The 12,741-nt window shown below is 50.3% G+C and carries 8 protein-coding genes; 1 reads left to right on the forward strand and 7 read right to left on the reverse strand.

Features of this window, described 5'->3' with window-relative positions; genetic code table 11:
• Positions 1-49: 49 nt before the first annotated feature.
• Positions 50-2,743: a DEAD/DEAH box helicase family protein gene (locus tag H8S64_RS07370; RefSeq protein ID WP_255469466.1), complete on the reverse strand. Its 2,694-nt coding sequence runs from the start codon at positions 2,741-2,743 to the stop codon at positions 50-52.
• A gap of 133 nt (positions 2,744-2,876) precedes the next feature.
• Between H8S64_RS07370 and H8S64_RS07375 the strand changes: the two genes are divergently transcribed.
• Positions 2,877-4,421: an ATP-binding protein gene (locus tag H8S64_RS07375; RefSeq protein ID WP_186975573.1), complete on the forward strand. Its 1,545-nt coding sequence runs from the start codon at positions 2,877-2,879 to the stop codon at positions 4,419-4,421.
• Between the two features lie 9 nt (positions 4,422-4,430).
• Here the strand turns inward: H8S64_RS07375 and H8S64_RS07380 are convergent, their stop codons facing one another.
• The 6 genes from H8S64_RS07380 to H8S64_RS07405 form a co-directional block, all read right to left on the reverse strand.
• The gene (locus H8S64_RS07380) at positions 4,431-5,318 is read right to left on the reverse strand and encodes a GNAT family N-acetyltransferase (protein ID WP_222621158.1); all 888 of its coding nucleotides are present in this window, start codon (positions 5,316-5,318) and stop codon (positions 4,431-4,433) included.
• The gene (locus tag H8S64_RS07385; protein WP_099292602.1) at positions 5,297-6,418 is read right to left on the reverse strand and encodes a VWA domain-containing protein; all 1,122 of its coding nucleotides are present in this window, start codon (positions 6,416-6,418) and stop codon (positions 5,297-5,299) included. The genes H8S64_RS07380 and H8S64_RS07385 overlap by 22 nt, the downstream gene beginning before the upstream one ends.
• Positions 6,419-6,448: 30 nt before the next feature.
• Positions 6,449-8,707, reverse strand: a complete 2,259-nt coding sequence (locus H8S64_RS07390; protein ID WP_186975575.1) for a DUF5682 family protein — start codon at positions 8,705-8,707, stop codon at positions 6,449-6,451.
• A gap of 19 nt (positions 8,708-8,726) precedes the next feature.
• Complete coding sequence (locus H8S64_RS07395; RefSeq protein WP_099292604.1) at positions 8,727-9,806, reverse strand: ATP-binding protein; 1,080 nt, start codon at positions 9,804-9,806, stop codon at positions 8,727-8,729.
• 71 nt (positions 9,807-9,877) lie between these two features.
• Positions 9,878-11,365, reverse strand: coding sequence for a DUF5691 domain-containing protein (locus H8S64_RS07400; protein WP_186975576.1), 1,488 nt, complete (start codon positions 11,363-11,365; stop codon positions 9,878-9,880).
• Entirely contained in the window at positions 11,349-12,683 is a 1,335-nt protein-coding gene (locus H8S64_RS07405) for an SWIM zinc finger family protein (RefSeq protein ID WP_186975577.1), read from the reverse strand. The genes H8S64_RS07400 and H8S64_RS07405 overlap by 17 nt, the downstream gene beginning before the upstream one ends.
• Positions 12,684-12,741: the final 58 nt, after the last annotated feature.

The raw sequence follows: 12,741 nt of genomic DNA on the forward strand, positions 1-12,741 counted from the left end.
CGCACGTGACAAATATAGTAAAAGTTTGCAAATTACCATTTGCGAACTTTTACCTCCACACGTTCACGTGTTCGATATCATCGGATAATTTGGTAGCCAGAGAATTCACCCGACAATGAAGCAGAAACTTACGCCCCTCCAGCGTGCGGGTAAACACCAGACGACATGCCCCGACTTCCTCCTCCCAATGCCGCCGCAGGCACTCGGCGGAGGCTTTCCTCTTCCCCAAAAGCTCGGGGACGGCATGGTAATCCTCCTGCTTCAAGCGACTCCATAGCCTGCTCTCCCGCACGATCACGTAACGGGGATTATCCACGGGTGAGATAATTTCCTTCAAGGCATTGATAAATACCGATTTCTCGTAATTGGAACCGCCTTTCAGGTGACAGTACACGGCACCGGAATCATCGCCGTACGCCTCCACGCTCACCTCCCCCGGTGGCGAAAGTATCACCTTCTCGTCTTGCAAAGTCCGTAGCAAAGCGCACCCTATCTTCCGTATATCCTTCGAGATATCGCGATATTTCAAGTAAAGACGCAACGCCTTCACCGCCGGGGGTAATATAACACAAAACCCGACCGCCAAAAAGACTAAAAGCACGGTAAACAACATGCGCGAGGAATGTATTCGCGAACTCATCCGGGCAAAATCATAGAACATGACGTTAAGAACCGAGGACACGATGAAACCGAGTTCGACGAACAAGTACTTGAGCGTTTTCTGCAAATACAACCGTTTCACCTCCTGAAACTTCTCCACCCCGGGATACGGTACTTTGATCTCTTCCACGAGATGCACGCCCTGCCTCACCGCCGCGTCCCAACGCCCCCGCAACCGCTCCCTGCCGCCCGCTTCTTCAAAAGTACGTTGATTCCTCCGTTCAATGATTTCCCTATCGCACAAGGTCGCGGGAATATCGAGGCGCTTCACGCCATTCTCGATCTTCTCGCCCTCCCGGTCGGATATCCCGAGGAAGCCCTTGAACCTGCGTCGCAACAGCTCCACATCGTCCCCCCCCGTGGGCGAAGTCGGGTCCGCACACACCAGATGCCATATATTCCCCGTCTTGGCGGCATTTCCCTTTTCTACCCGGATAGCCCGCCCGCGCATCTGGTTCGACAGCACGAACGAACCGACAAAACTCGCCAGTATCAACGTGTTGATGCAAGGTGCATCCCACCCCTCTCCCAGCAACGACTTTGTACCGATCAGAATCTCGATAGCCCCCCGCTCGAACATACAGGTGACAACGCGGGTTATCTCGTCCTTTATCGTCCCGGTTAAAGCGACTTCGGCGTAAGAATCATCATAAGGCAGGGGTTTCACGGACGCCTTTCCCAACCTCATCTCGCGCATCACCTCGTCCAGTACCCCCAACGCCGCGCGGGGTACGACCACGATCGAACCCGTCAGCACCCCGACACGATTTCCACCGGTACCCGACCGCCGCAACTTCTCGAACACGGGGAACACCCCCATTTTATCCAAAGGCAGGTCGTTCGCGGGTGATGCCACTTTCCATTCCTTCCGTATGTAATCCGTCAATATCACCATCCGCAAACGGTCGCCCAACTGCCGGGACTCGAAAGAAACAATGTCGGCGATACTGTTCAACTTGCTTATACTCGCCGTCAGCATCCTCGTTAACCGACCGTTATACCGGAAACTGATCTGTTTCTTCTCCGTGACACCATTCCGCACCAACTTGTTTTCCAGAGATACCTGATGCTCCTCGCGACCGATAAAAGTATCCCGTCCTCCCTGCAAATAAAACTCCAGCAATACCTCCATCCACGCGTAATCCAACGCGGGCACCCGTATGTTTTCCTGTCCCAGCACTTGCAGGTGGACAGGCGGAATCTCTTTCCCCGCGTGATGCAGGAATATCAACATGGCGGAATAGAAAGACATATGGTCGAATATCCACTCCAAGTACCCCGCAGGATCCACCCACGCGGGGTGATTCGCGAACGCCTCGATCAACATCGGGTCTTTCTGTAACTCCCGGAAGAGCGTATCGACATCCCGCCGGAATGCGTTGATGCGATCGTATTCCCCTGGCGAAGGCAAAGAATAATACACGTAATCCTGATGCGGACATAAATCTCCCTCGCGTATCAACTCGGGCACGGTAATCTCCGTGTCTACCGTTCCGTTCAATTCAAGGTAACGCTGCCACTCGGCAAACGTCACGTCGTAAGGCGGGGTTGCCGTCAGCCCGACAATCACAGGCGACAAGTGACTCTTCAGACGCTCAAGAGTATACCACCACTCGTTTTTCAGGTGATGAGCCTCATCCAGTATGACCGTCTTTACCCCCAACCGCTTTAACTCCCGCGTGATATTCGTCTTCGAGGCGGGCGCATCCCCGTTCTTCTCTTCATCCGGCAGGTTATTATACGCGGCATGCACCCCTTGGTACGTGCAGACCGTCACGAAAGCAGGCTTCCGTATATTACTTGATATCCATTCCGGCTTTCGATCGGTCTGTAAAAACAGCTCCCGGAAACGATCTATCCACTGCTCCCGTATCGCCAACGAGGGCGCCAGTATCAACGTCGGACGATTAAGCCTCAGCATAACCTCCAACCCCAATACCGTCTTTCCCGAACCGGGAGGAGCCACCACGTGGAGCGAACCGTTGGACAAATAAGCCTCCAGTTCACCCAATACCCGCACCTGATACTTCCGCCACTCGTATTTGAATTTTATCCCCGCGGGGAATTCCGTCATTATTTCCATGCACCACAAACGTTAGTCATGACAAATATACAATAATCAGGGAGGTATCCGCAGGAATTTCATAAAATATCTTTCCTGTTACCGTGATTTATACTATCTTTGTCATAGTCCGACACAATGAAATAAACAAGCCATGAAAAAACTATATCCTATCGGTATTCAGAATTTCGAGAGTCTACGCAATGATGATTATCTTTATATTGATAAAACAGCATTGGTTTATGAACTGGTATCGTCCGGACGTTATTATTTCCTAAGCCGCCCTCGCCGTTTTGGTAAGAGTCTGTTGATTTCAACACTGGAAGCATATTTCCAAGGGAGAAAAGAGCTTTTCACTGGGCTTGCCATGGAAAAACTGGAAAAGGAATGGAAAAGATATCCTATCCTGCACTTGGATTTGAATGCGCAAAAGTACGACAAACCCGATAGTCTGGATAACATATTAAACGACAGGTTAGCCGAATGGGAAGAATTGTACGGGAGCAGACCAACGGAGGTCAGTCCCTCGCTGCGTTTTAAAGGTATTATTCGCAGGGCTCGTGAAAAAGAGGGACAGGATGTAGTTATCCTGATTGACGAATACGACAAACCTATGCTGCAAGCGATTGGCAACGAGGAATTGCAGAATGCGTACCGTAACACGATGAAAGCCTTTTACGGTGTACTTAAAAGCATGGACGGGTATATCAAGTTTGCCTTACTGACAGGAGTGACGAAATTCGGCAAAGTGAGCGTGTTCAGTGACTTGAATAACCTCGAAGATATATCTATGGACAGGAAATACGTGAGCTTGTGCGGAATCACGGACAACGAACTGCATACCGGTTTCGAGGAAGACTTGCACGAGTTGGCAGCCACGCAAGGCATGAGCTACGAGGAAACCTGCAAAGAGATGAAGGAACGTTACGACGGTTATCATTTCACGGCAAACTCGGAAGGTATCTATAACCCGTTCAGCCTGCTGAATACATTCAAAAAGATGCAATTCGGCAACTATTGGTTCGAAACGGGAACTCCCACGTATCTGGTGGAACTACTGAAACAGAATCGTTATAATCTGGAAAAGATAGAAAACGTGGAAACCAGTGCCGACGTGCTGAACAGTATTTACAACGACGGGAGTGCTATCCCGGTGATATACCAGAGCGGTTACTTAACCATCAAAGGATACGACAAGGTGTTCGGGCTCTACTCGTTAGGATTTCCCAACCGAGAGGTAGAAGAGGGGTTCATTCAATTCCTGCTTCCTTTCTACGCTAACACGAACGCGGTAGATTCACCTTTTGCCATCCGACAGTTTGTCGGCGAGATTTGCACGGGTAATTACGACGCGTTCTTCCGACGCTTGCAAAGTTTCTTTGCCGACACACCTTATGAATTGGCGAAAGATGTTGAATTACACTACCAAAACATACTTTTTATTGTCTTCAAATTGATAGGTTTCTATGTCAAAGCGGAATATCATACCGGTGAAGGACGTATCGATCTGGTTTTGCAGACAGACAAATATATCTACGTGATGGAATTTAAACTGGAAGGATCGGCGGAAGAGGCATTAAAGCAAATCAATGAAAAGCACTACGCCCTACCCTTTGAGGCTGATTCCCGCGAGTTATTTAAAATAGGAATCAACTTCTCCAAAAAGACGAGAAATATTGAAAAGTGGTTGGTAGAATAGGAACCTATTCTACCGTATTTTCCGCTTGAGGTAGACCATGTCGACACATTGCCTGCCGTCCTCGATGATTGGTTCGGGATAATTGTCCGTGAAGAAATTCTTTACCACGTGATCGCACTCGAAACCGTATTGCTCGTAATACACCGTGCCGTAATCACTGGTACCTACCCATAAATAATCGAAACGGTCTTTGTAGTGTTCAGCCAACGCGGCTAGTATGTACCTACCGAAATACTGCCTCTGGTAGTTGGGAGCGACGGCAAGGTTCTTTATTTCGCCCGCGGCGTCCACTACCGCCTCACCGATTACCTGTCCGTCCCGTTCGAGAATGAACATCTCACCGTCGGGCAGGTAACGATCGACCATTTCCTCCGAGGGATCGGCAAGCAAGAGCAAGGAAAGATAGGCTTTCTTGTCGCCCGTCACTTTTACCAATCGTTGGCGGGGATTCTTCAAGCGCATGTGCAAGAGCGGATAAGGAAAGCCGAACCCGTCGAGGGCGCTGCGGCTTTGCACCTCGAAACCCAGTTTCAGGTAAAAACCGAGGGCTTGCTCGTTCTGCTCGTTGACGGTAAGTGTTTCGGCGTGGTATTCGTCTACCGCCCTCTGTACCAGTTTTCGCCCGATACCCTTTCCCCTGTAATCGGGATGCACGAACAGCATATCTATATACGTGGAATCCAAACCGAGGAACGCCACCACCTCGTCCCCCTCGTGATGCAACAAAAGGGGTAGATTGTCGCAATTCTGCCGCACGTAAGGACGGTAGAAGACGATATCGCTTTCCTTCACGAAATGGTGGGTTGCCCGTACCGCGGCCTCCCATATCTCCGCGCAACGCTCGATGAGCTCTATACTTTTCTTACCTTTAATCATCATGTGTTTTTTGATAACCATATACTTATATCTTGTTTCGCTAAAGCGGTCGCCATTAAATCCGGGAATTTATCCGGCGTACAGGCAAAAGCGGGAACTCCCAATTCGGCTAGGAATTGGGCATTTTCTTTATCGTAGAAAGGCGCCCCGTCGTCGTTCAATGCCAGCAAAACGATGAGTTGTACCCCGCTCTGCACGAGGGAAATCATCTTCTCGCGCATCTCTTTCTCGTTCCCGCCCTCGTAAAGGTCGGTAACCAAGACCAGCACCGTGTCGGACGGACGGGTAATAACCGTTTGACAGTACCCCAAAGCACGGTCGATATCCGTACCCCCGCCCAATTGTACACCGAACAACAAATCCACGGGGTCTTGCAAGTCATCGGTCAGATCGACCACGGACGTGTCAAAGACAACCATGCGGGTTTGCACCGCGGGAATGGAAGCCAACACGGAACCGAATATTCCCGAATAAACGACCGAGGCACCCATGGAGCCACTCTGGTCGAGGCAAAGCACGATGTCTTTCAGCGCCCGCCGTTTCCGCCCGTAGCCGATACGCACCTCCGGGATAATCGTCTTGTACTCCGGTTGGTAGTTGCGCAGGTTCTTTTCTATCGTGGTTTTCCAGTCGATTTCGTTATAGCGGGGATTGCGACGCCTGCTGGAACGATTCAGCGCACCCGTCACCGCTTGCTGCATCGGCGCGGAGAGTTTCTTCATCAACTCGTCGACGACCTTACGCACCACGTCACGGGCTATCGCCTTGTTCTTCTCGGGGATTACCCGACTCAGGGACATAAGCGTCGCCACCAAATGCACGTCCGGCACAATGGACTGGAGCATCTCTTTCTCGGTAAGTAAAGAGGTGAGGTTTAACCGCTTGATAGCGTCTTTCTGTATCACCTGTACTACCGATTGCGGGAAGAATTCCCGGATATCACCCAACCAACGACTCACTTTAGGGGCAGAACCACCCAAACCTCCCCGCCGATCACTGTCGTACAAGGCGTGCAAAGCATCGTCCACGCGGGACTCTTCGGGACTTAACGAGATTCCCGTGCCGTCCGCCGCATCACCCCCGAGTATCAACCGCCATCTTTTTAAAAGGGTTTCTTCCATAATATTTACTTTAATAATTGAAAATACAGGTTACTTTATTCCCATTAGCTGCCACACCACAGGAATTACCTTTCTAGCGTCTTCCGCATTAAAAGCTTCGTCCTGCATGTTTACACGCTTCACGCCGGAAGTTCCTTTGGCCTTCTCCCCCAGTTTCCGGCGTTCCGGTACGCTATACTCGCTGAACGTCCTCCGCAATATGGGCAACAATTCCATGAAAGTTTCATCACCAAGGGAAGCCAGCCAACCATTCACGAGATCCCACAATTGCTCGTCCAATAAAAGGATAGTTCCCGATGATTTCAGGAATCCCTCGAACCAGAAAGCCGTTTCGGAAGCGGCATTCCCGCGGGAAGTATAGTATTGCAAGGTCTGTGCCGTTTCCTCGTATCCCAACACGTTTTTATCACGCAACAAACGGGTGGTATAACCGGATAACAAGGGATGACTGCTACGTGCCTCCCGAACCTTTTGCACGAGTTCCATCCACATAGACGTTAATTCCTGTTGGTTTGCCGTGGCAACGGCATAATCCACGGCGACAAACTTATCCATAAGGTCGGACGCCGCATCCTCGTCTATATTGGCACACGCCAGTACTCCTCCCGCCAATACTCTGGCCATCATGGCGTAGAGCATATCGTTCACCTTACCGTAATCCAGATTCCGCACGCTACCATAACGCACCACCGTGACCATGCCGGGAATGGCTTTCATCATCTCGACGACATCCGTCACGGAAGCCGCCAGTACGTCCAGACGTCGCGTCATCTCCTCCACCAAATCGGGCAGGTCGGCGGGAATAACCCGTTGCAAGAGGTCTACCAATTCGGAAATGGAAGAGATATCTTTCGACAAGTGCACGTTATACGACACCACCGCTTCCGCCAGTGTATTCCCCCAAACGGCCTTCTCGATAATAGCCAATGTCTGTTCCGGTTCGTAATAAACAGACCAAGACTCTTTAAAAGTCCCTTTCCCGTCGGTCGCTATCGGTCGGGCTAAACGTATTCCCAACAAGTTCAAACGGTGGAAAACGATACTCCGCTCCAAATCGTTCGGCTTGCGCAAATCCAAGTTGTACTCCTTAATCTCCGTGCTTAAAGGTAAACGTAAACGCTTCAATAATTTCTCCACATCCACGAGTAGAGGCACTTTAGGAACATCGTCGGGTACATTTCCCATGCGATTGCTGATTACCAAAGCCTCCCGGATGATTTGCAGAACGATGGGATCGCCAAAACCCATTACCGTGGTAACGGCATCGTTGTACTCCTCCAACGACGGACGGGATAAACCGCGTAAAGCCGCCATGACTTGCGCCAAACGTACCGTTTCAATCACGTGGGCAACGGAAATATCCATTCCCCTCGAACGAAACAAGGATGCCACTTTACTCATCCAGCGGGTTCCATCGTCATCGGGGTAATCCCACACGTGGTCGTACCAACCGGGAGAAACAATCCCCGCACCGTAACCGCTACGGTAAGACAAACGATCGTATGTCCACGGGATCCACGTGCATTCGACTTTTACCTTGGGCAAACCTTTCAGTATCTCGTTATCCTCTTTCTGCTTCGGCATATTCTCCAACCCGGGCACGTGCCACGCTCCACAGATGACAGCTACGCGCTTGTATCCCTCCTTCTGTACCGCCCGAATCATCTTCCGCATCCATGCCTCCCGCAACGACGTTTCCCGGTCTATTTTCGGGAAAGCCTCCCGCAAGGCGGTCACCGCCTCTTTGACGGCAAGGAAGATTTCTTCATTGTTCCGACGATTCTCGAAATTCACTTCCCACCACAATTCCGGATCATCGTACCCTGCCGCTTTTGCCAAAGCCGCAAAAGGATCGACATGTATCATTTCTTCGGGGGCTAAAGGTAACGAGTCCCCCGTGTTATCCGTTTCCCCTTGCTCTTCGCTCGTTTCTAGGGCTTCAGCTCGCTCTTCCCGCTCTTTCCATAACGCTAAATGATGTATCAAAGGCAGGTCGAAAAACCGAAGGGGTATTTCCCTCTTCATGGCAAACCGCATCGTCTGCCACTCCGGGGAAAACTCGGCAAAAGGATAGAAAACCGCACGCTTCGGTTCGTCGGGTTGGTAAGCCAACAAAGCCACGGGTGGTTGCATCTGCTCGCAGAGCACTCCCGGAAGCAAAGCCTCCGCCTCGGGCGGTCCCTCCAGTAATATCATATCCGGTTCCAATTCTTCCAGATACGCCCTCACGTTTTTGGCAGAACCGGGACCATGATGCCGTATACCTAAAAAATGTATTCCATCAATCATTGTATAAACTAAAAGATAATTACAGCATTTCGCGAGAAGCACGGTAGATGTCTTTCCATCCGTCGCGTCCCTTCACTACTGTTTCCAAGTACTCCTGCCATATCACCTTGTCCTGAACCGGGTCTTTCACGACAGCACCGATAATACCGGACACGAGATCGATAGCATTCAAGCGACCGTCACCGAAATAACCGGACATAGCCAACCCATTGTTCACCACGGATATAGCCTCGGCAGTACTTAACGTACCACTCGGTGTCTTCAATTTTGTTTTACCGTCCTCGGTAGCCCCGCCCCGCAATTCGCGGAAAATGGTTACCACCCGGCGAATCTCTTCCAATGCAGGTTTCTCGGCAGGTATATCCATCACGCCGGAGAAGCTCTCTACCCGACGACGGACAATATCGATCTCCTCGTCAATCGTGTCGGGCAAAGGAAGAATTACCGTGTTAAAACGACGCTTCAAGGCGCTCGACAATTCATTCACTCCTTTGTCACGGTTGTTGGCAGTAGCAATCACGTTGAACCCCCGTATAGCTTGAATCTCTCTATCCAATTCAGGAATAGGCATAGCCTTTTCCGAGAGAATCGTGATTAACGTGTCCTGCACGTCCGACCCCACGCGGGTCAATTCCTCGATACGAGCCAGTTTCCCGTCTTTCATCGCCCGCATCACGGGAGTTTGCACCAAAGCCCCTTCGCTGGGACCTTCCGCCAGTAATTTGGCATAATTCCAACCGTAGCGAATGGCTTCTTCCCCCGTCCCCGCAGTACCCTGCACTATCAGCGTCGAATCACCCGATACGGCTGCCGCCAGATGCTCGCTCACCCAACTCTTGGCCGTTCCGGGCAGACCGTACAACAGCAAAGCCCTGTCCGTAACCAGTGTTGCCACGGCAATCTCTATCAACCGCCGATTTCCAATATATTTAGGACTCACTTCAAACCCGTTTTTCAACGTACCTCCCATAAGATAGGTCACAACGGATTGCGGAGATAGTTGCCAGTTCTCCGGAACCTTATTTGTTTCATTCTTCTTTAACTCGTGTAGTTCTTCCTCGAACTGCTGTTCCGCGTGTCGTCTTAATAATAAACCCATATTTCAAGTTATAAAAAAGTTAATATCAAAAAACGTCAGCCCCGTGCGGCTGGAATTATTCAATCTAAAATTTAAAATCTAAAATCAATCAGGCTTTCTTCTATATCCTTCTTAATTTGCAGTAGTTGCTGCATACGAACGGTAAATTCCCAATGGCTGTTGCTATTCTCTTTCGTCGCGCCCAGTTCCCCGATATAGCCTAACAATGAAGCGGGTATACGCAGAGCCAGTTGCTCGCAAGTCGGACGGTCGTAATAGCAATATGTCATGGAATAGAGTATTCTCAATACCCCTCGGGAAAACTTCACTCCCCACTCCTTGTCCGTATCGTCCAACCATTGCGTCACGTAAAAGTTCTGCTGTACTTTTCCCTCCAGATTCAATTCTTCTCGTTGCCCGACAGGCAAAAGAGGTACTAATGATGTCAACTCCGGGGATTGCAATACCCGTTCTCCTTTCAACCAATAGTAAGCCCATTGTCGGTCATGGAAATTAAAAATAGCGTTTTCCAAACAAATATACTTGGAGAAAGGCGGGGACTTACGCAACCGCTGTGCCGCGGTTTCAGCGTCACATTCCAACAGTTCGCACCAAAAGGAGAGAGGCACATTTTCAGCCATTTGCCTTAATATGTAATCACTGTCACTCTCGCCCTTGTTACTACTAAGTTCGCTGATACCCGCTTTTTTCAACTCCTCGGAATACGCAATCGGTTCAACAGCCCAGCCGAGCAAACGACGGTAACGCAAATGCTGCTTCAATGTCCGGGAATACAACTCCACTATATTGGAATCGGGTATTTGCCGCAACAAATCTAAGGCACAATCCTTTACCGTGCTACTACGATCTCCAGCACGTACGCTTTCCAGAAATTCTTCATCCGATTTCGACAAACCGATTTCCAAACAAGCCAATAATTCCGCACGATGTTGTGCCGACTCGTTCTTCCATTCCGCCCGCAATAATTCAAGACCTTGGGCGGGATTGTCCTTCCTCACGCGGGACAAAATCAGCTTCCGGTCAGCATGAGTCGCCGTTTCCCAATCTTCATTTCCTTCCTCCTGCAAAGGCGGATAATTCATCAACGGCAATAACCACCGTCCCCGGTTACCAATCAGGGAAGGCAAGAATTGTTTCTCGCGCTTTGCCGTCTGGCTACCGGGCAAGAATACCCTTCCCAATACCCCCGGCAAATACTCCGCCGGAATCAGATAACCGTGCTTTGCTGCCGTCTTGTACCATAACAGTAGCATATAGGAGTATTTCTCCCCCAATAACATTCCTAAAAGAGCCGCCGCTTTCTTCCCGGCGTATGGCATTGTTTCCGGCTCCGCTTCCATGACCGGAACCGGCTCCTTCAACCTCAAGGGTTCCAAACCGGAACGATAATAAGCAAACAAAACGGCAGCCGTCTTGTAAAAAACTTCTTCCCCGTCCGCGGCACTCTCTTTTACCTTCAACAAAGTATCGCTCAAATCTTCCGGCAATTCCCCCTCCGTCAACTCCCGGTTTGCCGTACCCAATAGGGCTGTATTTATTATATTATCCGTTATACTCATTATTCAACGTGTAATATTTATCATCTATCCATAACGATAACACTCTCCACCTACGCTCCCCCGCCATGAAGAAACCCGTAAATTCACGACCTCCCGTCACGGCAAGCCCTTTCAAGCGTCCGGCTTCTCCCACGCTCAAGGCGAACAAACGGGTGTCGCTATCCTGCAACCAAAGTTGTCCCTCGTGTATCACGAAGCGTACCCCGCTCACTATCATCGGCACCTCGTAAGTAAAAGGGTTTACCGTCAGCACTTCCCGGAATCTCCGCGTCGCTTCCGTCAAGTTCATATACCCCGCATTCCCGTCTGTAAGGCAGAATAACTCCCCACTTCCCCGTTGTTCACGTACCAGCACCCGGGTAGGATTCACTCCCCGGTAAAAGGTGACATCGGCACGAACGACCGTACCGGGTAATAATGCCACCTCCGGCAACGAGCCCGCCATGATGAACTGTAAAAGCAGCGCATATCTTTTACTCTGTCGTCCGTACAACCAATTATACTCTACCGTCAGGCGGTCTTGTTCGAGCGACTCGGTACCCACAACATACCAATCATCCGTTACCGTTTCCCCCTTTGCCAGCACCTCCTCTTTAGCCTGCGGGTATCCCACGAGAGTACGAATCTCGTCCTTCCAATCATCGGGCAATTCGTCCAAATGCTTGTAACTCTCCGCCACAAGGTATGCCTTGCTTAATAGAGCGGTCAATTCATACTTCCAATCCTCCCCGAAATAATTGATTTCCTGCAACTGCCGCATCATCCCCGCCAATCCCGGAGCCTGTGAATCGACCATGCGCTTCGCTATCCCCTCGAACAGCGCCTGCGCACGTTCCGGCACGTTCAACAAACCGTTCCGCACCAAATCCTTTAGCCAACCCTGCAAATCCTCGACACCTCCCAGTACTTTCCGATGCCTCGCTTCCTGACGCTTTGCCTGTGCCGCCGCATCCACCGGTTTATCGCTCTTCTCTTTTTTCTCCGCCACCTTGTTCTCCCGCTTATTCAACCACTCCGCCACCCACGCGGGTTCCTCTCCGGTCGAAAACAAGTTTGGCTGTGAGGCATACAGAAACAGTAATCCCAAACTATGTTTACAAGGAAATTTATGACTTGGGCAAGAACATTTGAAAGCTATATTCTGCAAATCCACCTGTGTCTGGTAAGGATTCGCCCCGCTTCCCTGACAATGTCCCCACAACGCCCGTTCACTAGCCCCCCGCAACACCCACTTCGCCGCCGAAGCCAAACCCTTCCCGGCTTTCACGGATGCCGCATCAGGAGCTAACTTAATAATCTGCTCTTCTGATAATTGCATGTATCCACATTTTCAATATTCAATGTTGACAAATTTAACGTTAAATACGAAAAATGAA

The organism is Butyricimonas hominis (genome assembly GCF_014287455.1).
Taxonomy (GTDB): domain Bacteria; phylum Bacteroidota; class Bacteroidia; order Bacteroidales; family Marinifilaceae; genus Butyricimonas; species Butyricimonas muris.

Bases quoted from the DNA above. Each gene is read 5' to 3' on its own strand.
- H8S64_RS07375 (WP_186975573.1), top strand. From the start codon at position 2,877: ATGAAAAAACTATATCCTATCGGTATTCAGAATTTCGAGAGTCTACGC.
- H8S64_RS07370 (WP_255469466.1), bottom strand. From the start codon at position 2,743: ATGGAAATAATGACGGAATTCCCCGCGGGGATAAAATTCAAATACGAG.
- H8S64_RS07390 (WP_186975575.1), bottom strand. From the start codon at position 8,707: ATGATTGATGGAATACATTTTTTAGGTATACGGCATCATGGTCCCGGT.
- H8S64_RS07385 (WP_099292602.1), bottom strand. From the start codon at position 6,418: ATGGAAGAAACCCTTTTAAAAAGATGGCGGTTGATACTCGGGGGTGAT.
- H8S64_RS07405 (WP_186975577.1), bottom strand. From the start codon at position 12,683: ATGCAATTATCAGAAGAGCAGATTATTAAGTTAGCTCCTGATGCGGCA.
- H8S64_RS07380 (WP_222621158.1), bottom strand. From the start codon at position 5,318: ATGGTTATCAAAAAACACATGATGATTAAAGGTAAGAAAAGTATAGAG.
- H8S64_RS07400 (WP_186975576.1), bottom strand. From the start codon at position 11,365: ATGAGTATAACGGATAATATAATAAATACAGCCCTATTGGGTACGGCA.
- H8S64_RS07395 (WP_099292604.1), bottom strand. From the start codon at position 9,806: ATGGGTTTATTATTAAGACGACACGCGGAACAGCAGTTCGAGGAAGAA.